Below are 21,506 nucleotides of genomic sequence, written 5' to 3'. Positions count from 1 at the left end.
TACGGATACCCTCGTGACCTCCTTTGCTCCGGACTCGATCGTCCTGAACCGCAAGCTGCCGCTCTGGTATCAGGTGTCGCAGTCCCTGCGTGCCTCGATACTCGGCCGCTCCCTCCAGGACCCGCTGCGCCTGCCCACCGAGGAGCAGCTCGCGGGGCACTACGGGGTGAGTGTGCTGACCATGCGGCAGGCGCTCAAGGAGCTGGAGGTCGAGGGGCTCATCACCCGGCACCGCCGGCGGGGCACGTTCATCGAGCCGAGTGCGCAGCGGGGCGCGCCCGTGCGGCTGCTCGGTTCGGTGGACGCGATCGTGGCCCAGCAGTCGGGCATGACGACCGAGCTGCTGGATCAGGGGAAGGCGCCCGTTTCGGGTGAGCTGGCGGAATTCTTCCCGGATGTGGACGAAGTGGCGACGTACCACCGGCTGCGCAGCGACGAGACCACGGGCGAGCCGACGAACCACGCGCGCAACTACCTCCGGCCGGAGCTGGCCGAGCGCATCGACCGGGAGGATCTGATCCGCTGGCCGATGACCAAGGTGCTGCGGGACGTGCTCGGAGTCGGCATCAGCCGGATCACCGACACCGTCGAGGCCCGGCTCGCGGACCCGGAGACGGCGCGCCTGCTCCAAGTGCCGCTGCTCAGCCCGATCCTGCGCTACACAGGCATCATCTACGGCAAGGACGGGCAGGCGCTGGACGTGGCGGTCATCCACTACCGGGGCGACCGCTTCTCGTTCACGGTCACCCTCGACGCCCACTGACGATGCCGTACGGGGACGGCGCGCGGCGCCCGCGTCGTACGATGCCGAGCGTGACGCCCGACGCCGCTCCGCTGCTCGCGGACCTCATGCCGTGGTCCGTCGCACCGCCGAGGCTGGGCCGGAGGTGGCCGACGGCACCGGACGCGGCGTCCCTGAAGGCGCGCTGGGACGCCCTGGTGAAGGCCGAAGGGGCGGACCGCGAGGCGCTGTTCGGACCGACGCGGGCGCGCACGACGCACTCCGCGGTCGCCCAGCTGCCCGGCCAGTCCAGCGGGACGGGCCGCCTCGCGCGGGTGTCGGACCCCTGCCCGGATCCGGTACGCGTGCTGAGCGCCCCGTTCGACGAGCAGTGGCTGATTCCCGACCACCGGCTGATCGACGCGGCCCGCCCCGAGTTGTGGCGGGTGGCGGACGAGGAACAGGTGTTCACGGTCGAGCAGACCGTGGTGCCCGAGGTGCCCGGTCCTGTCCTGCTGGCCGTCTCCGTGCTGCCGCTGAGCGCCGGCCGCGGCGGCCGGGTGCGTCCCCTCTACCGGCGCCCCGGCGGCCGTGAACCGAACCTGGCACCCGGCCTGTTGGAGCACCTCGGCACCCGCCTCGGCCACTCCCCCGCCCCCCTCGACGTCCTCGCCTGGACGATGGCGGTCGCCCGGCACGGCCGGGACGGCTGCTCGGTCCCGCTCACCGCCGACCCCGAAACGTGGGCGTACGGCGTCGAGTTGGGCCGACGGATGCTGCGGCTGATGCGCCGGGACGGCGAGCGCCCCAAACTCCCCGGGGGCCGGCGCCCCTATGTCCGCGCCCCGCTGACCGCCCTCCCCCACGGGCCCCGCCCGGCCGGAGGGACCCTCCTCGTCGACCCGTACTACGACCGCGCCGAGGAGTCCCTGCACCTCGGTGAGGGCAGGATCTCGCCCGTGCCGCCCGAGGCCTGGGACTTCGAGGTCGGTGGCGTACGCGTGCTCGAACAGTGGTTCGCGGCCCGGACCGGGGCGCCCGAGCCGGGCACTCTGGAGGCGATCGGCCCCGCCGGCTGGCCGCAGGTCTGGACGTCCGAACTTCTCGAACTCATCACGGTGCTCGCCCTGCTCGCGGAACTGCGCCCCCAGCAGGCCGCGTTGGAGCCGCGATCACCGATCACCCGGGCCGAGCTGCGCACGGCCGGGGTACTCCCGGTACCGGACACGGCGCGACGGCCGGCCTCGGTGCTCGACCACCACGAAGAGGGTCCGGAGGGCCAGTTCGCGCTGATCTAGGCACGCGCATCCGTCCAACGGCGCGCATCCCCTGACTGGACCCAGCTAGGTCACGGCCTCAGTGATCAGGCTCGAACGCGTCCAGCACCCGGCCCAGCGCCCGCTCGAACTCCGCCTCCAGATCGATCGGACCGGCGTCCTCCATGAAGGCGGCGGCCATCCGCGGATACGCGCCGGACGCCACCTGGCCGCCCAGACAGGCGATCCGGACCGTGTTCGCCTGCTCCTCGGACCAGGGCAGCGAGCGGGTCCGCTCGACGGTGGCCGGCTCACTGCCGACGTACGTCGTCACCACACCGTTGAGCATCGCGATCAGCTCCATCTTGGTGCCGTACGGCACGTCGAGCGGATCGAGGCAGGCCAGGCAGTGCTCCAGGTAGCGCAGGGCGTTGGGGCTGAAGCCGTAGAGGGGGGACATCAGAACTCAGCGGTGGGCTCGGGCGACCGGCTCGGCGTCCGGCTTCGCCTCCGCGGCCGGTTCCGGGGCTTCTTCGGCCGGGCTTGCGGGGGACCGTGAGCAGCGGGACCGCCGGCCCACGATCGGTCACCCCGGCCTCGCGGGACCGCCCCATCAATGTCCGCGCATGACAAAGGTGGTGGCGAGGGGCCATGATCCACCGCATGCAGCCACAGCCTCTGCCGCTCGAAGGCATCACCGTCGTCGCCGTCGAACAAGCCGTCGCCGCGCCCTTCGCCACCCGGCAGCTCGCCGATCTCGGAGCCCGGGTCGTCAAGGTCGAGAGGATCGACGGCGGGGACTTCGCCCGTGGCTACGACACCGCCGCCGGGGGCCTGGCCTCGCACTTCGTGTGGTGCAACCGGGGCAAGGAGTCCGTCGCCCTCGACCTGAAGGACCCGCGCGGGCTCGACGTCGTGCGGCGGCTCGTCGCGGACGCGGACGTGTTCGTACAGAACCTCGCCCAGGGGGCGGCGGCCCGGCTGGGCCTGGACGCGGTGACTCTGTGCGCCGAGCATCCGCGGCTGATCGCCGTGGACATCTCGGGGTACGGGGCATCCGGGCCGTACGCCGATAAACGCGCGTACGACATGCTCGTGCAGTGCGAGGCGGGCCTCGTGTCGGTGACGGGGACGCCCGAGCAGCCGGTGAAGGCGGGCATCCCGGCCGCGGACATCGCGGCGGCCATGTACGCGTTCTCGGGCGTCCTCGCGGCGCTCGTGCGGCGCGGCACGACCGGACGCGGGGGCCCGGTGGAGGTGTCGATGCTGGACGCGCTCGCGGAGTGGATGGGGCATCCACTGCACCACGCGATGCACGGCGGGACACCACCGGTACGTACGGGCCTCGCCCATGCCGTCATCGTTCCCTACGACGTCTATTCGACGGCGGACGGCGGACGCGTGCTGTTGTCGGTGCAGAACGACCGGGAGTGGCGGCGGCTCGCCCAACAGGTTCTGGGGCACCCCGAGTTGGCGGACGATCCGGAGTTCGCGACGAACCCGGCCCGGGTGGCGAACCGGGAGCGCGTGGACCCGCTGGTGGCGAAGGCACTGGGCGTACTGGACGCCGACGAGGCGGTGGCCCGCCTGGAGGCCGCGGGCATCGCCTGCGCGCGTCTGCGGGACGTGCGGGAGGTGGCGGAGCATCCTCAGTTGGCGGCCAGGGACCGATGGCGCGAAGTGGGGTCACCGGTGGGACCGCTGCGCGCGCTGCTGCCCCCGATCACGCTGCCGGGCGGGGAGGAGGCGCGGATGGGGTCCGTCCCGCGGCTCGGCGAGCACACAGGGGTGGTGTTGCGGGCGCTGGGCATGGCGGACGCGGACGTCGCCGAGCTGCGGCGGGACGGAGTGGTGCGCTGAGCCCTGCGGCTCAGTGAAGGTGGTGACCCGCGCTCCGGCCGTGGTGGCCACCGGGCGCCGCTGCCCGCCGTGGGGATGACGGAATCGGAAGGGCAGCGCCGCGCCGGCTCACCGGAGCGCGGGTCGGGAAAGGCCGGTGCCGACAGCCGCTCAGCGGTCGCCGAACAGCGAACGGCGCAGCCGCCTGAGCGGCGCGAAGAGCGAGACCCGCCGCACGCGCGCACCCCTGGAGCCACTGTCGTGCGCGGTGTCACGCGCCGTGAGCTCACGCATCAGTGACGTCGCCTCGGCCGTCTCGCGCTGCGGTATGGCAGGGCCACCCAGCACCGCGAGATGGCGGTCGAGGCGCGAACTGGTCGCGCTGCTCCCGCACGTGATCGCAGGGACACGTGCCCTGCTGCGCACCGTTATCTGTTCCATGTCACTCCCCACCCGTACAAGTCCACCCGGCCCGGGCAGACTAACCCTATCGCCCCCTCATGGCGCTCGTGTATCTCGGACGCAGGATTCACCTTCCCCGTAAGGGGGTTGACGATTACTCTCCGAATCCAACCGTTTCCAGGGCGAGTTGAACAATCGGCTGGGTAGTGGGCTGCACTGACCCTCCGTGAGGTTCGACGGTCACTGCGAGTGACGTCGCGTTCGTATTCAGTCCGTCGGCGACGAGAGGCGTGTCGCCGTCGAAGAGGCCGAGGGAACGCGGTTTCTCGTTGGGGCGCATGAGCCACAGCTGATGGACGCGCCCGTCCGAGGGAGTGCCGAGTCCGCTCACGGTCACGACGGCGCGCCGCTCCGACGCGGAGGCCACGACTCCGATTCCGCGGCCTCGTGCGTCCCGGTCACTGGTCGCCCGCGCGTCGGGCGCCGCGAGAACGTGGGCGATCTCACGTGCCTGGGCGCGCTCCTGGTCCAGCTGGTCCCGCGCTTGCGTCGCCTGCACCGCGAACAGGGAGGCGACGACGAGGGCCGCGGCGGCCGTGGCGGTGGCGAGCGGGGCGAACAGCGGGCGGAGACGGGGGGTCCGCGCACGCGTGGGCTGATGGGCCGGCCGCGCACGGGGCAGGTCCCTGGCAGCCGGTTCCTGAGGGGTCGTCCGTACGGCGGTCAGCACCCGCTCCCGCAGCGCGGCCGGCGGGAGCGCCGCCGTGGACCAGGCGAGCCGCACCGCGTCCTCGGTCAGCGCCCGCACCTCTTCGGCGCAGCGCTCACAGCCCTTCAGATGGCGTTCGAACCGGCGCCGCTCGTCGCTCTCCAGGGCGTCGAGGGCGTAGGGGGCGGCGAGGGAGTGCAGATCGCGGCCCAGCAGTCGGTCGAGGACGCTCATGCGGCACCTCCCTCTCTTCCGTGGCGGTCATGGCCTGGCAGGCAGTCGGGGACCTTCATGCGACTCCTCCCAGGCATTCACGCAGGCGGGTGAGCCCGTCGCGCATACGGGTCTTGACGGTGCCGAGGGGCAGGGAGAGCCGCTCGGCGACTTCACGGTAGGTGTAGCCGTCGTAGTAGGCGAGGGTGACGGACTGTCGTTGCAGGGCGGTGAGCCGGTCGAGGCAGCGGCGGACCCACTCGCGTTCGAGCCCGGCCTCGACCTCCTCGGCGACCTGGTCGAAAGCGGGGCGGTGGTTGCGCTGCCCCTCGCGCTGCTCGCGCTCGGTGGCCGCGCGGGCGCTGCGCACCCGGTCGACGGCACGACGGTGCGCAAGGGTGAGGATCCAGGACAGGGCACTGCCGCGTCCGGGGTCGAACCGCGCCGCGGAGCGCCAGAGTTCGAGCAGCACCTCCTGCGACACCTCCTCCGACTGTGCGGGGTCCCGCACCACGCGGCGCACCAGTCCGAACACCGGCCCGGACACCAGTCCGTACAGCTCCTCGAACGCCTTCTGGTCGCCTCCGGCCACCAGCACCAGTAGTTCGTCAGCCTCCACCCGTCCCCCTCTCCGGCCCTGCACGGCCCGTCCTTTCCCCTACGTCTTCGCAGCGAACCCGTCTACGGATGGGTTACGGATCAGCGACCCGAAAACGCGAGTCCGCCGCCGACCAGTTCACGGGCCGCCGGCGGACGGTTCGCAGGCGATCGCCGAACAGGTTCGCAGGCCGTCGCCGAAGAAACGGCCCCGTCGATGAAACAAGTGGAGACAACCGCCGTAAACACGTTTGGGATTCGACCAATCCACCCCGGCGACCGCTCCGAATGGCGTGCGTCAGGCAAGTTGGACATGAGGACGGACGGCATGACACCTATCTCCAGGAGCGGCGTGGGACGCAGGACGCTCGCGACCCTCGTATGTGGTGCGCTGGCCGCCGGGGGGCTCGCAGCCGCCGGCGTGACCGCGCTGGTACCGGGGGCGGCCTCCGCCTCCAGCCACCGGGAGGCCCCGCTGATCTCGGGCACTCCCCAGTACGACAACACGGACGTGTACGCGTTCGTCAGCCCGGACAAGCCCGACACGACGACGATCGTGGCGAACTGGATTCCCTTCGAGGAGCCCGCCGGCGGCCCGAACTTCTACACGTTCGCCGACGACGCCCAGTACGACATCCACATCGACAACGACGGTGACGCGCAGGGCGAGTTGGTCTACCGCTACACCTTCAAGACGCACCGCAAGAACGGCGACACCTTCCTCTACAACACGGGCGCGGTCACCAGCCTCGACGACCCCGACCTGAACATCACGCAGACGTACGACATCGATCTGCTGCGCCTGCACAACCAGAAGCTGGTGTCGCACACCAAGGTCGCGGACGACGTTCCGGTCGCCCCGTCGAACGTCGGCAAGGCGTCGATGCCGGACTACGGCAAGCTGCGCGACCAGGCGGTGTACAAGCTCGCGGGCGGCTCGAAGACGTTCGCCGGCCAGGCGGACGACCCGTTCTTCCTCGACCTGCGCGTCTTCGACCTGCTGTACGGCGGGAACCTGACCGAGGTCGGGCGGGACACCCTCAAGGGCTACAACGTCAACTCCATAGCCCTGCAGGTCCCGAACGACATGATCCGCGAGTCGGCCGGCCAGCCGGTCGTCGGCATCTGGTCCACCACGCAGCGCAGGGACGCCCGCGGCAACTACACGCAGGTCTCCCGGCTCGGCATGCCGCTGGTCAACGAGGTCGTCAACCCGCAGAAGGACAAGGACAAGTTCAACGCGTCCGCGCCCTGGAACGACGGCCAGTTCCTGAAGAACGTGACCAACCCGGAGCTGCCGAAGCTCATCGAGGGCATCTACAAGATCAAGGCCCCGGCCGAGCCCCGCAACGACCTGGTCGACGTCTTCCTGAAGGGCGTGAAGGGCCTCAACCAGCCGCCCCACGTGCGTCCGGCGGAGGAGCTGCGCCTGAACACCTCGATCAAGCCTGCCATGCACCCCAAGCGGCTCGGTGTGCTCGACGGCGACAACGCGGGCTTCCCGAACGGACGCCGCCTCACCGACGACGTGATCGACGCTTCGCTCCAGGTCGTCGAAGGTGAACTGGTCGGTTCCAAGAACGACCTGGGCGACGCGGTCGACAAGAACGACAAGAAGTTCGAGAAGTACTTCCCGTACGTGGCCAAGCCGACCTCGGGTTCGCGCGGCGCGCTCGCCAAGGGCACGACCAGCGGTACCGACGTGCGCAGCCAGCTCGGCGACGCGCTGCAGCCCGCCGGGACGACCTCCGGCGGCGGGACCGACACCGTGCTGATCGCGGGCTCCGCCGCGGCGGGTGCCGCCGGCATCCTGCTCCTCGGCACCGGTCTCCTGTGGTGGCGCCGACGGATGTACAACCGGGCCTACTGACCCGGCTCACCGACTGGCGCGGCCCGCACGCAGTACATCCCCCACGGTGCGGGCCGCGCCGTCCCCACCCCCCACAACGACCGTTCCGCCAAGGACTTTGAGGAGAGGGCATGTCCCCGCGTACGAACGACAACGCGACGCCGGACGCCGAGAAGGCCACGCCCGACGAGAGCACCGTGGGGGCCACGCCCGCCGATGACACCGCGAGCGCCGTGTCCGTCGAGAACGGCGCGGAGACCGTGCCCGGCGAGAACGGCGCGGAGACCGTGGAGGTGCCCGACGAGCGGGTGGCCGCCGTGCGTCGGCTGTCGGATTCGCAGCGTCGCTGGCGGGCGGCTCAACTGGGCTTCTGCGCGGCCGCGTTGGCCGTCGCCATGACGGCCGGCGCCGTGGTGCTCGGGGCCCTGAAGGACGGCGGCACGACACCCGCCGTCGCGACCGTGTCCAACGGCGTGTCACCGCAGTTGCTCGCGAGCGGCGACCTCGACGCGAGCATCACCTCCCTCCAGGCCCATCTCCGCACGCAGCCCAAGGACTTCGGCGGCTGGTCGACGCTCGGCCTCGCCTATGTCGAGCAGGCCCGCACCAAGGGCGACCCCTCGCGCTATCCGCAGGCACAGGAGGCTCTCGACCGCTCCCTGAAGCTGCGCCCCGACTACGACCCCGCGCTCGCCGGACGGGCCGCCCTCGCCGCCGCCCGGCACGACTTCACCGGCGCCCTGAAGTACGCGGACCTCGCGCTGAAGCAGAACCCCTACAGCGAGCGCGCCCTCTCCTCCCGTATCGACGCGCTCGTCGAACTCGGCCGCTACGACGAGGCATCGAAAGCGGCGGACCTCGCCGACTCCCGGCGGCCGGGCGTCCCCGTCTTCACCCGCTACGCCTACGTCCACGAGCTGCGCGGCGACGTAAAGACCGCCCGCCGCGTCCTGCGCCAGGCGCTCGCCACGGCGACCAGCCGCGGCGATGTCTCGTACGTGGCGACCGCGCTCGGCCAACTGGCCTGGAGCCAGGGCGAGTACGACTCCGCCCTCACCTACTACGCACGCGCGCTCGCCGCCGACGACAGCTATCTCCCCGCCCTCGAAGGCCGGGCCCGCGCCCAGGCCGCGCAGGGAGACCGCGCGGCGGCGATCAAGGGGATGGAGCAGGTCGTCCAGCGCTACCCGCTTCCACAACCCCTCGTCGAACTGGGCGAGTTGTACGAAGCCCGCGGCAAGGCGGGCGACGCGCAGAAGGCCCGCGACCAGTACACGCTGGTGAACGCCTGGGTCGCTCTCGCCCGCGCCAACGGCGTCGACGCCGACCTCGACACCGCGCTGGCCGCGGCCGACCACGGCGACGACAAGGCCGCGCTGAAGGCGGCCCGCGCCGAATGGGCCCGCCGGCACACCGTGCACACCGCGGACGCGCTCGCCTGGGCCCTGCACGTGTCGGGCCACGACAAGGAGGCCCTGCCGTACGCCCGCAGGGCCACGGCGACGGGCTACCGCAACGCGTCCTTCCTCTACCACCGCGGCGTCATCGAGCAGGCCACCGGCCACACCGAGAAGGCCCGCACCACGCTGGCGGCGGCCCTGGACCTGAACCCCGGATTCTCACCGCTGGGTGCCCGCGAAGCCCGTACCGCACTGAAGGCCGCGCAGTGAGGGCGCCTCGGTTCCTCGCCGCCTGCGGAACGATCCTGACCGCGGCGTGCACGCTCGTCCTGGTCCCCTCCGGGCAGGCGAGCGCGCATCCGCTCGGCAACTTCACCGTCAACCGGTACGACGGACTCGTCGCCGCCCCCGGGCAGTTGCGCGTCGATCACGTCGAGGACCTGGCGGAGATTCCCGCCACCCAGGCCAAGCCGGACATCGACAAGCTCGGCATGGCCGACTGGGCCCGGCAGCGGTGCGAGAGCGCGGCCCACGGCAGCGAGGTCACCGTCGGCGGGCACACGGTGGCGCTCACCGTCGGCGCGAGCCACGCGCGCGTGCGGCCCGGGCAGGCGGGGCTCAGCACCCTGCGCGTCGAGTGCCGGCTGACCGCGCCCCTCCCCAAGAACGACACGGTCACCGTGGGCTTCCGCAGCGCGGGCGCCGACCGGGGCCCCGGCTGGCGCGAGATCATCGCCCGCGGCGACCGGATGACACTCGCCTCCTCGGACGTTCCGGCCAAGTCGGTGTCGGCCGAGCTGACCCGGTACCCCAAGGCGCTGCTCTCCTCGCCGGCCGACACCGCCACCGCTTCCCTGCGGATCCGCCCCGGCGGCCCCGCCCTCGTCGAGGAACGGCGCGACGCGCCCGCCGCCTCCGTACTGCCGCGCGGCGCCGACCGCTGGACCGAGGCCCTGAACAACCTGGTGGCCCGTCACGACCTCACCTTCGGCTTCGCCGCGCTGGCCCTGGTCATCGCCGTCGGGCTGGGTGCGATGCACGCGCTCGCGCCGGGCCACGGCAAGACCCTGATGGCCGCCACGGCTGCGGCGCGCGGGGGCCGGGCCCGGATGAAGGACGTACTGCCCCTGGCGGCCTCGGTGACGGTCACCCACACCCTCGGGGTCGTCGCACTCGGTCTGCTGGTCACGGCGGGCTCGGCGGTGGCCCCCTCCGTCATCGCCTGGCTGGGCGTGTCGAGCGGTGTCCTGGTGACCCTGGCGGGCATCACGCTCCTGCGACGGGCCTGGCGCAACCGGCACCCCGGGCACGGACACGACCACGCACATGACCACGCACATGACCAAGGGCGCGACCACGGGCACACGCACGAGCACGGACATCCGCACGACACGGGCCACCCGCACCACCATGCCCACGAGCCCGCTCACGACCAACCCCACGAGCACGGGCGGGGCCGGGTCCCGGCCCATGACCACGACGGTCACCACCACGGGCCGGGCCACACCCACGATCACGCGCACACGCCCGCCGACCCGCACACACACGATCACGGCCACGATCACGACCATGACCACAGCCATGACGACGAACTCGCCGAAGCACCGCACCGGCACGCCGACCACCCCGCACGCCCCCTGGTACTCGCCCACGCAACCGCGTCCGTGACGGCGAGCGCTCCCACCGCGACCGCACCCCAACTCCACGATCACGCCCACGCCCACCCGCACCCGCACGACCACGACCACGACCACCGTTCGGGCAGCACCCCCCACTCCCCCACCCTCGAACACTCCCACGGCGGCTTCACCCACACCCACGAGATCGCCCCCACGCTCCGCGGGACGATCCTGCTCGGCTTCGCCGGTGGGCTGGTCCCCAGTCCGTCGGCGGTCGTCGTGCTCGTGGGCGCCTCGGCCCTCGGACAGGCCTGGTTCGGCCTTCTTCTCGTTCTCGCGTACGGCGTCGGGCTCGCCCTGACGCTGACGGCGGCCGGGTTCGCCGTCGTCAAGCTCGGCGGCGGGATGACCCGGGCTCTGGCCCGGCGCCCGCGGTGGGCCGAGGGGCGCCTCGTGCTCCTGGTCCGCAGGATCGCGCCCCTGGGATCGGCGTTGATCGTCGTAGCCCTTGGGGCTGGATTGGTGCTCAAGGGGGCGGCATCCGTACTCGGCTGAGCTACTTTTGTGGAGAAAACGCGCGGATGCGAATGGGGGACGCACGTGTCCGAAGATCCGGGCAGTGAACGTGTGATCGCGGGGCGCTACCGGCTGCTCTCGCCCTTGGGCGAAGGCGGCATGGGAACGGTGTGGCGCGCCCGCGACGAAGTGCTGCAGCGCGAGGTCGCCGTGAAGGAGGTCCGCGCCCCGGCCGGGCTTCAGTCGTCCGAGATCGAGCGGATGTACGCGCGCCTGGAGCGGGAGGCGTGGGCGGCCGCCCGTATCTCCAACCGCAATGTGGTGACGGTGTACGACGTGGCCATGGAGGACGGCCGGCCCTGGATCGTGATGGAGCTGATCCGTGGCATCGCGCTCTCCGATCTGCTGGACGCCGAGGGGCCGTTGACGCCGCAGCGGGCCGCCCACATCGGCGCGGAGGTGCTCGCCGCGCTGCGGGCCGCGCACGAGGCGGGGGTGCTGCACCGGGACGTGAAACCGGGCAACGTCCTGATGTCGAACGACGGACGGGTCGTCCTGACGGACTTCGGCATCGCGACCGTCGAGGGCAGTTCCGCCCTGACCATGACGGGCGAGGTCATCGGATCGCCCGAATTCCTGGCCCCGGAGCGGGCGTTGGGCCGTACACCCGGTCCCGAGTCGGACCTGTGGTCGCTCGGGGTGCTGCTGTACGCGGCGGTCGAGGGCAACTCGCCCTTCCGGCAGAACACTCCGCTGAGCACGTTGCGGGCCATCGTCGACGAACCCCTGCCGGTACCCCGTCGCGCGGGTCCACTCGGCCCCGTCATCGAGGGGCTGCTGGCCAAGGACCCGGCCGAGCGGACGAGCGCCGAATCGGCCGAGCACCAGCTGCGCGTGGTCGCGGCGGGTGGCACGGCCCCCACGCGGCCCGTGGGCGCCGTGCCGGCGGGCTCCGACGCGCCGACGATCGGGGCGTTCAACCAGCCGTCACCCCCTTCGCCGACACCGCCGCAGGGGTTCGGCCCGCCTCCAACGACCGTGCCCTCGGCCGCGGCCACGACGGAGCCCGACCGCAATCGCCGCGCGGCCGTCGCCCTGATCGCGGGCCTGGTCGCGCTGGCGCTCGCGCTCGGCGGACTGACGTACGCCCTGCTGAACCGTGACAACGGAGGCGGCGCGAACAGCGGACAGGGGACCACCAGCAGCGGGGGTACGGGCGACACCACCGACGGCGGTGGGAACTCGGGCGGCAAGAAGAGCGACAGCGGCAGTGCCACCGCCGGTGCGACCGGCGGCAAAAGTCCCTCCAGCAGCGCTCCCGGGGGCGGAGGTTCGACGACCGCTGCGCCCGCGCAGTCGGTACACGTGACGGTCTCGGGTCACCACACGGATTACAACGGCGCCTGTCCGCCGCCCGGCACGGAGGCACCGTCGTTCACGGCGACCTTCACGGTGGGCCGCGTACCGGTGGATGTCGAGTACCGCTGGGTGACGAAGACCGGTGAGGTGACCGATCCGAGCTGGAAGACGCTCTCGTTCCCCGCGAACGGCGGCAGAACGCAGCAGAAGACGGTGGTGGCGACGACGTACGACGCGAGCGGGACGTTCGCCAACGAGATCGGCGTGGAGGTGCGCAGCCCGGTCCGGGTGACCTCCGACTCCGTCCCGTTCACGATCACCTGTGCGACGGAGACCCCGACGGACGGGGCCTCCGCATCAGCATCCCCTTGACGGGGCTGACGATGTCCCTCAGCAGGGCGGGCGTTCTCCCTCGATGGGACAGGTGCTTTCTCGAAGGGTTCCGGAGCGGGTGTCCGGGGGTCAGACGGCTCCGGTGAAGGCGGGCAGATAGCCGCCCGAGTGGCCGGCCGCGGTCGGGTGGTACGACTCGCCGATGTTCAGCCAGTTCAGGCTGTGCAGCCAGGCGTCACCGGAGCAGATCTCGTGGCCGGTGAAGGTGCCCCTGACGTCGGCGAAGGTGAAGCCGTGGGCTGCGGCCCGCTGGGCGATCGCGCTGTCGAGGTAGTCGGCCGCGCCGTTGATCGCGGACCGTTCGGTCTCCGAGAGTCCGGTCAGGCAGCTGCCGTTGAGCTTGTAGAAACGGGGGTAGCCGAGGACGACCACATGGGCGGCCGGAGCCTTCGCGCTGATCGCCGAGTAGACGGAGTTGAGCTTGCCGGGGAGCGTGGAGTCGACGTACGCCTTCGCCGTGGCGATGCGCGAGAGGCAGGTGCTCTCCGACTGCAGGACACAGGTCGTCATGACGTCGGAGAAGCCTGCGTCGTTGCCGCCGATGCTGATCGAGACGAGGCCCGTGGAGGAGCTGAGCGGGCCGAGCTGATTCGCCGTGACATCACCCGTACGAGCGCCCGAGCAAGCGGTGAAGTCGAACGACGAGGGTGAATGGGCGGCGCTCCACAGATAGGGGTACGCCTTCGTGCTGCGCTTGCAGTCGCCGCTGGAGCTGATGTAGCTCCCGGCGCCGACACCGGAGGAATAGGAGTCACCCAGGGCCACATAGCCGGTGGCCGCCGCGGTTTGCGCCTGCGCTGTCGCCGCCCCGGTGAGGGCGAGGCCGACGGCGAGGAGGAGTGAGGTCACGTATGCCGTAATTCGGGAACGTCTCATGGAACCTCCCTTTAGCAGGATCTCTGCCACAACTTTGGTAGCAGCTACGCGTGTTGACTGGAAGTGTCCATGCCAAGACTTTTGGGCATCCGTCACCGACTCCGCCCCTGTTCACCGCATATTTCGCTACATGTCCATGACAGTTGGATGACAGCGGATGACGGACCGTCAACTCCTCAGGGAGGGCTGCCTCACGCCACGAGGCGGCAACCAATCCCGCGAACACCCTCCGCGTCTTGACGCCCGCGGGCCGCTGCGCCACATTGAAGTCCGACATCCGGCACTTCGGGGGGCGAAGTCGCCCATGCAGGCCATACGCACGACCACATCTTCATCAGATTCCGCAAAGCGGTCGCGGCAGGGTCCGGGGAGGGACCTCCTGCCCCTGCTCGCGGGCGCCGCGACCGTGGTCGCGGGCGTGGGCGCGTTCCTGGCGCTCGCCGACGCGGACTCACCTCTGCGCGGCCCGTTCACCCTGTTCTTCCTGCTCGCGGCGCCGTCGGTCGCCATCGCGGCCGCGCTGCGCGGGCTGGAGCCGCTCGGCCGCGTCCTCGCGGCCGTCGCCGGCGCGGTCACCCTGAACATGCTGGTGGCACAGGGCATGCTCGCCGTGCACCGGTGGTCGGTCCCCGGCGGGATCGTGGCCGTGAGCGCGCTCAGTTCACTGATTCTCCTGCTGGTGTCGGCGCGGCGACGGCGCGGCCGCACGGCGGGCGGACGAACGCCCTGACGGGCGGGGCCATGAGGCCGGGGGGCCGGGGGCCGACGACACAAGAACTCCCCCGAGGGCACTGCACATCCGCGGTGCCCGAGGGGCGGGTGGTGACACCGGGCCGGAGTTGTTCGAGCCGGCCTGCGGGACCCTCAAGCGGATGGGGTAAATCCGTTCGAGGTGCTGCGTAACGGTCAAACCAACAAAAACGTGAGGCCACGTTCCAGGTCTTGCCATACAGACTCATTCGTCAATACCGTCGTACATCTCACCCGCATCGGTCCATCATCAGCGGCTCCAGGGGAGGGCTCAAGGACCGCGATGGTTCCCGGCGCGGGGCGCGGTTGGGGGGTGCCGTACTCGGTGACCAGACCTGTGCCGAGTCGTGCCGCGCGACCGGTTCCTCTTTTCGGAGCCGGCCAGCTTTGCCAGCTCACTCGGCATGCACGGAGATCCATTTCGGCATGACGTCAGTGAGAACCCCCCTTTCGAACCGGACAAAGAACCGGACCGCCCAGGGGCGGGCGGTCCACCGGACGAGAGGGACCAGACCCATGAGCTCAGTCCTGCGCCCAGCCATCACGGGCGATGATTCCTTAATGGCCGCCAAATACCGGCCGATCTCATCTCACCTGGCCATCGCGCCACCGGTGAGTGTCGTGATTCCCGCCATGAATGAGGCGGAGAATCTCCCCTACGTCTTCAAGACCCTTCCCTCGTGGATCCACGAAGTGGTCCTGGTCGACGGCAACTCCACCGACGACACCGTCGAAGTGGCCCGTGAGCTGTGGCCGGACGTCAAGGTCGTCGAGCAGCGCGGGAAGGGCAAGGGCGACGCCCTGATCACCGGGTTCGAGGCGTGCACCGGCGACATCATCGTGATGGTCGACGCGGACGGCTCGGCCGACGGCCACGAGATCGTGTCGTATGTGTCCGCACTGGTGTCCGGGGCGGACTTCGCCAAGGGTTCACGGTTCGCGAACGGCGGCGGCACGTCCGACATGACGCCGATCCGCAAGCTCGGCAACCGCGTGCTCTGCGCGACCGTCAACGCCAAGTTCGGCGCCCGCTACACCGATCTCTGCTACGGATACAACGCGTTCTGGCGGCACTGCCTCGACAAGATCGAACTCGACTGCACCGGCTTCGAGGTCGAGACCCTGATGAACATCCGGGTGGTCAAGGCGGGGCTCAAGGTGCAGGAGATACCCAGCCACGAGTACCTCCGCATCCACGGCGCGAGCAATCTGCGCGCCGTGCGGGACGGGTTGCGGGTACTCAAGGTGATCCTCAGGGAACGCTCCAACCGGCGCGCACTGCGCCGCAGGCCGCACGCCGCCCAGCTCGACTCCGGCCAGGGAGAGGTGTCTTGAGCACGCAGGACATCTCCGTGGTGATCTGCGTCTACACCGAGGACCGCTGGGAGGACATCCTCGCGGCGGTCTCCTCGGTGCGGGCGCAGTCCCTGCGCGCCTTGGAGACACTGCTGGTCGTGGACCACAACGCCGTTCTCCTGGAGCGGCTGAGCAGGGAATACAAGGAGACCGACGGAGTGCGGGTGCTCGCCAACGCGGGCCCCCGCGGTCTGTCCGCCGGCCGCAACACCGGGATCGCCGCCTCGCACGGGGAGGTCATCGCGTTCCTCGACGACGACGCCGTCGCCGAACACGACTGGCTGAAGCACTTCGCCGAGGGTTACACCGATCCGCGGGTGATGGCCGTCGGCGGCCGCACGATGCCGATCTGGGCGTCGGGCCGCCGACCGGCGTGGTTCCCCGAGGAGTTCGACTGGGTCGTGGGCTGCACGTACAAGGGACTGCGGCCGGGCCGCGTACGGGTCCGTAACGTCCTCGGCGGCAACGCGTCCTTCCGTCGAACGGCGTTCGACGCGGCGGGCGGCTTCGCCACCGGCATCGGCCGCGACGGCGACAGGCTCCCGCTGGGCTGCGAGGAGACGGAGCTGTGCATCCGCCTCACCCGTGCCCGGCCGGACGCCGTCCTGCTGATCGACGACCGCGCGGTCATCCACCACCGGGTGCCCGAGGCCCGCGAGCACTTCGGCTACTTCCGGACCCGCGCCTACGCCGAAGGCCTCTCCAAAGCCCTGGTCGCCCGAAGTGTCGGTGCCGACAAGGGACTTGAGTCGGAGCGCCGCTACACGACCCGGGTGCTGCCGGCCGGTGTGCTGCGCGGGCTGCGGGACGCCGCCCTGGCCCGTCCGGGCGGTGCGAGCCGTGCGGGCGCGATCGTCGCCGGGGTACTCACCGCGGCCGGGGGGTACGTACTCGGGAGCCTCCGGGCCCGCAGGAGCGGTGCCGCGTTCTCCGTGGTCTCCGTCTCGGCGATCGAGGGGGTTCCGGACGACGAGGGGGCGGCGGCATGAACGAACCGGTACCGATTCTGATGTACCACTCGATCGCACGGTCGCCCAACGACGCGACCCGGGCGCTGTCCGTCTCCCCCGAGGCGTTCGCCGAGCAGATGGCGCTGCTCGACGACCGCGGCTTCACGCCCGTCGACACCGCGCGGCTGGCATCGAGTTGGCGCTCGGGCGGCCCGCTGCCCGAGCGCCCCGTCCTGATCACCTTCGACGACGGCTACGCGGGCGTTCATCTGCACGGACTGCCCACACTCGCCAAATACGGCTTCGCGTCCACCCTGTTCGTCTCGACGGGCTGGATCAGGGGCGCGTACGACACCGGGGGCGGCCTCGACGCCATGCTCGACTGGGACCAGGTGCGCAGACTCTCGGGCGAACAGACCGAGATCGGCGGGCACAGTCACACCCATCCGCAGCTCGACCAGCTCGCGGACGACGCTCTCTGGTTCGAGCTGCTGCGCTGCAAGGAGATCATCGCCGACGAACTGGGGGCGCGCCCGGTCTCGTTCGCCTACCCGTACGGCTACTCCAGCCCACGGGTGCGCCGTACGGTGCGGGAGGCGGGGTTCGCCCAGTCGCTCGCCGTCGGCAACGGTCTGGCCCGCCGACGCCAGGGCCCCTACGCCCTGCGGCGCGTCACCGTGCGCCGCACGACCGGTATCGAGGAGTTCGAGCGGCTGGTCGAGGGCCGCGCGATCGCCCGCACCTTCGCCCGGGACCGCGCCCTCACCAAGGGGTACGCCATGGTCCGAAGAGCACGACAGGTCCGCCGGAAGGCCATCCGTTCCCGTGTCTGACACGACGACCACAACCAAGGCTTCCACGCCCACGACCGAGGCGCCCGGGCAGCGGCCGGGCCGCCGCCTCCGTCTGCCCGGCAGGGGTTCCAAGGGGGACGGCGGGGGCAGCCCGCTGTTCCGCAACGCCTACGCGCTGATGCTGAACACCGGGATCTCCGCGGTGCTCGGGCTCGGGTACTGGCTGATCGCCGCCCGCTACTACACCGACGCGGCGGTCGGCCAGGGCTCCGCCGCGATCGCCGCGATGAAGCTCCTCGCCGGCGTCACGGCGGTGACGCTGACGGGCGCGCTCGCCCGCTTCATCCCGGTCGCGGGGCGGGCCACCGGACGGCTCATCTTCCGTACCTACGCGGGCAGTTCGGTGGTCGTGGCGCTGGCCGCCGGGATCTTCCTGCTCACCCTGAACCTGTGGGGACCCTCGTACCGCTTCCTGCACGGCCCGCTCCACGGGCTCGGCTTCGTCGTCGCGGTCATCGCCTGGTCGCTGCTGACGCTGCAGGACGGCGTGCTCACCGGGCTGCGCAGCGCGCTGTGGGTGCCGGTGGGCAACACCGTGTTCTCCGCTGTGAAGCTGGTGCTGCTGATCAGCCTCGCCGCCGCGCTCCCCACCTCGGGCGTCTTCGCCTCCTGGGTCGCCGCGATCGCCCTGTCGGTGGTACCGCTCGGACTGCTGGTGTTCCGGCGGCTGGTCCCCCGGCATGTGAAGGCGACGAAGGACCACGCGGAGACGCCGTCGCTCAAGGAGATCGGCCGCTTCCTCGCCGGCGACTACACCGGCTCCCTGTTCTCGCTCGCCGTCGTCTATCTCGTCCCGGTGATCGTGGCCTCACAGGTCGGCTCCGCCGACAACGCGTACTTCTACATCACCACCACCATCGGCGGCACGGTCAACCTGCTCGCCATCAACATGGGCGCCTCGCTGACCGTCGAGGGATCGCATGAACCGGCACGGCTGGCCGCCAACACCCGGGCCGCCCTCAAGCGCATGGCCCGGATCATGCTGCCGGTGTGCGGACTGCTGTTCCTCGGCGCCCCGTTCATCCTGCACATCTTCGGCGACGGCTACGCGCACGCGGCCACACCGCTGCTGCGCTGGTTCGCCGTCGGCGCGCTGCTGCGGGTCGTCATGGAGACGTACTTCGCCGTCCTGCGCGCCCAGAGCCGCACCTCCGGACTCGCCTATCTCCAGGGCCTGTTGTGCCTGCTCGTGCTCGGCCTGACGGTGATCCTGCTGCCCCGTATGGGCCTGACCGGCGCGGGCGTCGCCGAGATCTCCAGCCTCGCGGTGATCGTGGCGATCGCCGCGCCCAAGCTGTTCAAGATCGTACGCACCGCCCCGCCCGCCGAGCGGCCCGAGGACGCGGCGCCGGACGGGGACCTCGCCGACCTGGGGCCGCGCGACGCCGCCGCCGCGGGGCCGCGCGAGCCGAAGCGCGGTCCCGCCTGGGCCCTCGACTCCGACACCCTCGCCCTCGGCCTGCACATCGACTTCGACCACCAGGAACGCAGGCCGGACGTACGTCCGGGGCCGGGCACTCCGCCGAGCGGGACACCAGCGGTGCGGCGTCCGGCCTGGGCGGCGCGGCGCCCGACGTCCGTGGGACTGCCGGTCGAGGCCCGCGAGCCGGGCTCGGAGGCCTCGCTGGGACCGTCGGAGACACCCGAGGTGGACGCCCCGTTCGAGGCGCGGACCCCCGAGAACACTCCGTCCGGGGCACGGAGCACGGCAGCCGGCCGCCCGCCCGCCGAGGCCGGGCCCGCCGCCGACGCCCGACCGGCCACCGACGACCGGCGGCCGCCGAGCGACCCGCCGCTGTCCCTGCGCGAGCGCGTCCTGCACCCGTCGAAACCCGGCGTAGTCCTCGGCTGCCTCCTCATCTCGGCGCTGCTCCTCTACTGGGTGCCCGCGCTGAGCCTCGACGACAGCTCCCTGGCCCGCATGGGCGGCCTCGGCCTGATCTCCGTACTCCCGCTGCCCACCCTCGTCGGCGCGGCCCTGCTGGTCACGGTCTTCGCCTCACTGCTCTGGATGAACAGCGAGCACCGGGGCCTGCTGCTGATCACCCTGCTCGCCACGGTCGTGTCCCTGCACGCGCTGCCGGCCGTCATCGAGACCGAGCCACGGTTCGCGACGGCCTGGCAGCACCTCGGGTTCCTGGACTACATCGACCGCACGGGGTCCGCCGTACCGGACCTGGACGCCCGCTGGAGCTGGCCCGGCTTCTTCGCCGCGGCCGCGTTCGTCGCGAAGGCCTGCGGGGTCACCGACCTCTCCGAGGTCATCCGCTGGTGGCCGCTCACCATCCAACTCCTCTATCTGGCACCGATGTTCCTGCTCGTCCGCTCGATGCGGGCGAGCTGGCGAGCCAAGTGGACGGGCATCTGGTTCTTCACCCTCTGCGGCTGGGTCGGCCAGGACTACTTCTCCCCGCAGGGCTTCACCTACCTGCTGTACCTGATGTTCGTGGCGATCCTGCTCGTGTGGTTCCGGGCGCCGCGCGTGCTGTGGGCGGCACGGCGGCCGGGCGAGGCCGAGGTCGAGCCGACGGACCGCCGGCAGCGGGCCGTGCTCCTCGTGATCCTGATCGGGCTGTTCGCGGCCACCGTCCCGGCGCACCAGCTCACCCCGTTCGTGATGCTGGGCGTCCTCGCGGTCCTCGTCCTCATCGGCCGCTCCGAACTGCGCGGTCTGCCCATCCTGTTCGCCGTCCTGGTCGCCGTCTGGGTCGGCTTCATGGCCGAGCCGTACTGGTCGGGCCACTTCGACGACCTGTTCGGCGGGGTCGGCGGCGTCGGCAGCAATGTGTCGACGTCGGTCTCCGGCCGTATCCAGGGCGGCAGTTCCACCCACAAGCTCGTGCTGTACACCCGGGTGCTGCTGGCCGGCGGTCTGATGGCCTTCGCCTGCTGGGGCTGGTGGCGGCGGCGCGAGCACAAGTACCGCGAGAGGTCACTGCTCGTCCTGACCTTCGTCCCGTTCCTCGGCTTCGGCATGCAGTCGTACGGCGGCGAAATGGCCCTGCGGGTCTTCATGTTCGCCGTCCCGGGCGCGGCCCTGCTCGCCGGACTCGCCCTCTTCCCGCGCACCGGAGTCACCGCGAAGGAACGCGACAAGGACCGGGTGAGCCTCGCCCCTATCGCCGCCCTGATGGCGGGCCTGCTCCTCATGGGCGGCTTCCTGGTGGCCCGTTGGGGCAACGAACCGTTCGAGCGGATCAGGCCGGGCGAGGTCACGGCCATGAACTACGTGTACGCGCACGACGATCCGACGGTCCGGCTGCTGTGGCTGAGCAACGACACCCTCGACAACGTGACACCCGCGATGCCGTGGGGCGCCAGGGACATGGAGAAGGTGCAGTACGTGCCCACCCTCGCGCCCGCCGACCCGGTCCTGGTGTCCGGGCTGGTCAAGGCGCTCAAGGACGCGGGCCCGAACTCGTATCTGATGATCAACCGCAGCCAGGTGGTCTACCTCCAGCTGGACGTGGGTTATTCGGCGACCTGGGAGTCGCGGCTGATCACCAACCTCGACGACCGGCAGGAGCTGAAGAAGGTCCTGGTCAACGACGACGTCACGATGTACACGCTGCGCAAGCAGCCCGAGGGCACCGTCCCACGGGCTGATCCCGGCCCGATCGGACCGCAGGTGACCTGGACGCCGTGGTCGGTCGTCGGCGGCCTCGCGGCCGTCGCCCTCATCGTGCTGCTGACGGCACGGGAGATCGTACGGGTCGCGGTGCGGCCCGGCGTACGGCAGTTGCAGTGGCTGCAGAGCAGCTTCTGGTTCTCGCTGCCCCTGCTGGCGGTCCTGCTGGCCTCACTGGTGCAGCGGTTCCTGACGATGAAGTGAGGGCGGAGCGGTGGG

16 protein-coding genes and 1 pseudogene are annotated in these 21,506 nt (G+C 71.1%); 12 read left to right on the top strand and 5 right to left on the bottom strand.

Going from position 1 to position 21,506, the window contains the following annotated elements; translation table 11 throughout:
• The first annotated feature begins 13 nt into the window (after window positions 1-13).
• Entirely contained in the window at window positions 14-763 is a 750-nt protein-coding gene (locus ABZX90_RS30060) for a GntR family transcriptional regulator (RefSeq protein ID WP_355209926.1), read from the top strand.
• A gap of 41 nt (window positions 764-804) precedes the next feature.
• On the top strand, window positions 805-2,019 hold the full coding sequence (locus ABZX90_RS30055; protein WP_355209923.1) for a type ISP restriction/modification enzyme: 1,215 nt from the start codon (window positions 805-807) through the stop codon (window positions 2,017-2,019).
• A gap of 58 nt (window positions 2,020-2,077) precedes the next feature.
• Here ABZX90_RS30055 and ABZX90_RS30050 read toward each other — a convergent pair.
• Window positions 2,078-2,440: pseudogene (locus ABZX90_RS30050) on the bottom strand (TetR/AcrR family transcriptional regulator C-terminal domain-containing protein); the annotation flags it as partial.
• A 188-nt stretch (window positions 2,441-2,628) separates the two neighbouring features.
• Between ABZX90_RS30050 and ABZX90_RS30045 the strand changes: the two are divergent.
• The gene (locus ABZX90_RS30045; RefSeq protein ID WP_355209920.1) at window positions 2,629-3,837 is read left to right on the top strand and encodes a CaiB/BaiF CoA-transferase family protein; all 1,209 of its coding nucleotides are present in this window, start codon (window positions 2,629-2,631) and stop codon (window positions 3,835-3,837) included.
• A 150-nt stretch (window positions 3,838-3,987) separates the two neighbouring features.
• On the opposite strand, the gene ABZX90_RS30040 is transcribed toward ABZX90_RS30045, so the two are convergent.
• The 3 genes from ABZX90_RS30040 to ABZX90_RS30030 all read right to left on the bottom strand — a co-directional run bounded on the left by ABZX90_RS30040 (window position 3,988) and on the right by ABZX90_RS30030 (window position 5,759).
• The gene (locus ABZX90_RS30040; RefSeq protein ID WP_351129772.1) at window positions 3,988-4,257 is read right to left on the bottom strand and encodes a hypothetical protein; all 270 of its coding nucleotides are present in this window, start codon (window positions 4,255-4,257) and stop codon (window positions 3,988-3,990) included.
• A gap of 115 nt (window positions 4,258-4,372) precedes the next feature.
• Window positions 4,373-5,161, bottom strand: coding sequence for an anti-sigma factor (locus ABZX90_RS30035; protein WP_351129774.1), 789 nt, complete (start codon window positions 5,159-5,161; stop codon window positions 4,373-4,375).
• 55 nt (window positions 5,162-5,216) lie between these two features.
• Window positions 5,217-5,759 carry a sigma-70 family RNA polymerase sigma factor gene (locus tag ABZX90_RS30030; RefSeq protein WP_351129777.1) on the bottom strand — a complete coding sequence of 181 codons (543 nt, stop codon included), beginning with the start codon at window positions 5,757-5,759 and terminating at the stop codon, window positions 5,217-5,219.
• A 306-nt stretch (window positions 5,760-6,065) separates the two neighbouring features.
• On the opposite strand from ABZX90_RS30030, the gene ABZX90_RS30025 reads away from it, so the two are divergent.
• The 4 genes from ABZX90_RS30025 to ABZX90_RS30010 all read left to right on the top strand — a co-directional run bounded on the left by ABZX90_RS30025 (window position 6,066) and on the right by ABZX90_RS30010 (window position 12,852).
• Window positions 6,066-7,607 (top strand): DUF4331 domain-containing protein, encoded by a 1,542-nt coding sequence (locus tag ABZX90_RS30025; RefSeq protein ID WP_351129780.1) that lies wholly within the window; start codon window positions 6,066-6,068, stop codon window positions 7,605-7,607.
• Window positions 7,608-7,717: 110 nt separating this feature from the next.
• Entirely contained in the window at window positions 7,718-9,256 is a 1,539-nt protein-coding gene (locus tag ABZX90_RS30020; RefSeq protein WP_355209916.1) for a tetratricopeptide repeat protein, read from the top strand.
• Window positions 9,253-11,160, top strand: coding sequence for a nickel transporter (locus ABZX90_RS30015; RefSeq protein ID WP_355209913.1), 1,908 nt, complete (start codon window positions 9,253-9,255; stop codon window positions 11,158-11,160). Before ABZX90_RS30020 ends, ABZX90_RS30015 begins: the two co-directional genes overlap by 4 nt.
• A 45-nt stretch (window positions 11,161-11,205) precedes the next feature.
• Complete coding sequence (locus tag ABZX90_RS30010) at window positions 11,206-12,852, top strand: serine/threonine-protein kinase (RefSeq protein WP_355209910.1); 1,647 nt, start codon at window positions 11,206-11,208, stop codon at window positions 12,850-12,852.
• A gap of 90 nt (window positions 12,853-12,942) precedes the next feature.
• On the opposite strand, the gene ABZX90_RS30005 is transcribed toward ABZX90_RS30010, so the two are convergent.
• Window positions 12,943-13,749 (bottom strand): SGNH/GDSL hydrolase family protein, encoded by an 807-nt coding sequence (locus ABZX90_RS30005; protein ID WP_351129790.1) that lies wholly within the window; start codon window positions 13,747-13,749, stop codon window positions 12,943-12,945.
• Between the two features lie 304 nt (window positions 13,750-14,053).
• On the opposite strand from ABZX90_RS30005, the gene ABZX90_RS30000 reads away from it, so the two are divergent.
• From ABZX90_RS30000 to ABZX90_RS29980, 5 genes are all read left to right on the top strand, one after another.
• Entirely contained in the window at window positions 14,054-14,479 is a 426-nt protein-coding gene (locus ABZX90_RS30000) for a hypothetical protein (RefSeq protein WP_355209906.1), read from the top strand.
• Window positions 14,480-15,015: 536 nt separating this feature from the next.
• Window positions 15,016-15,834 (top strand): glycosyltransferase family 2 protein, encoded by an 819-nt coding sequence (locus ABZX90_RS29995; RefSeq protein ID WP_355209904.1) that lies wholly within the window; start codon window positions 15,016-15,018, stop codon window positions 15,832-15,834.
• A complete protein-coding gene (locus ABZX90_RS29990) occupies window positions 15,831-16,844 on the top strand; it encodes a glycosyltransferase family 2 protein (RefSeq protein WP_355209901.1) in 1,014 nt (337 codons plus the stop codon). Before ABZX90_RS29995 ends, ABZX90_RS29990 begins: the two co-directional genes overlap by 4 nt.
• A complete protein-coding gene (locus ABZX90_RS29985) occupies window positions 16,841-17,638 on the top strand; it encodes a polysaccharide deacetylase family protein (protein WP_355209898.1) in 798 nt (265 codons plus the stop codon). Before ABZX90_RS29990 ends, ABZX90_RS29985 begins: the two co-directional genes overlap by 4 nt.
• Window positions 17,631-21,491, top strand: a complete 3,861-nt coding sequence (locus ABZX90_RS29980) for a lipopolysaccharide biosynthesis protein (protein WP_355209895.1) — start codon at window positions 17,631-17,633, stop codon at window positions 21,489-21,491. The genes ABZX90_RS29985 and ABZX90_RS29980 overlap by 8 nt, the downstream gene beginning before the upstream one ends.
• Window positions 21,492-21,506 lie beyond the last annotated feature (15 nt).

Origin of the sequence: Streptomyces sp. NPDC002935, from assembly GCF_040611295.1 — a bacterium.
GTDB lineage: Bacteria > Actinomycetota > Actinomycetes > Streptomycetales > Streptomycetaceae > Streptomyces.
Note: the sequence above shows the minus strand (reverse complement) of the source record. Positions and strands in the feature narration are given on the sequence as shown.

Coding starts and splice junctions, on each gene's coding strand:
- ABZX90_RS30025 (WP_351129780.1), top strand. CDS start 6,066: ATGACACCTATCTCCAGGAGCGGCGTGGGACGCAGGACGCTCGCGACC.
- ABZX90_RS30020 (WP_355209916.1), top strand. CDS start 7,718: ATGTCCCCGCGTACGAACGACAACGCGACGCCGGACGCCGAGAAGGCC.
- ABZX90_RS30040 (WP_351129772.1), bottom strand. CDS start 4,257: ATGGAACAGATAACGGTGCGCAGCAGGGCACGTGTCCCTGCGATCACG.
- ABZX90_RS30005 (WP_351129790.1), bottom strand. CDS start 13,749: ATGAGACGTTCCCGAATTACGGCATACGTGACCTCACTCCTCCTCGCC.
- ABZX90_RS30055 (WP_355209923.1), top strand. CDS start 805: ATGCCGAGCGTGACGCCCGACGCCGCTCCGCTGCTCGCGGACCTCATG.
- ABZX90_RS29985 (WP_355209898.1), top strand. CDS start 16,841: ATGAACGAACCGGTACCGATTCTGATGTACCACTCGATCGCACGGTCG.
- ABZX90_RS29995 (WP_355209904.1), top strand. CDS start 15,016: ATGAGCTCAGTCCTGCGCCCAGCCATCACGGGCGATGATTCCTTAATG.
- ABZX90_RS30000 (WP_355209906.1), top strand. CDS start 14,054: ATGCAGGCCATACGCACGACCACATCTTCATCAGATTCCGCAAAGCGG.
- ABZX90_RS30045 (WP_355209920.1), top strand. CDS start 2,629: ATGATCCACCGCATGCAGCCACAGCCTCTGCCGCTCGAAGGCATCACC.
- ABZX90_RS30035 (WP_351129774.1), bottom strand. CDS start 5,161: ATGAGCGTCCTCGACCGACTGCTGGGCCGCGATCTGCACTCCCTCGCC.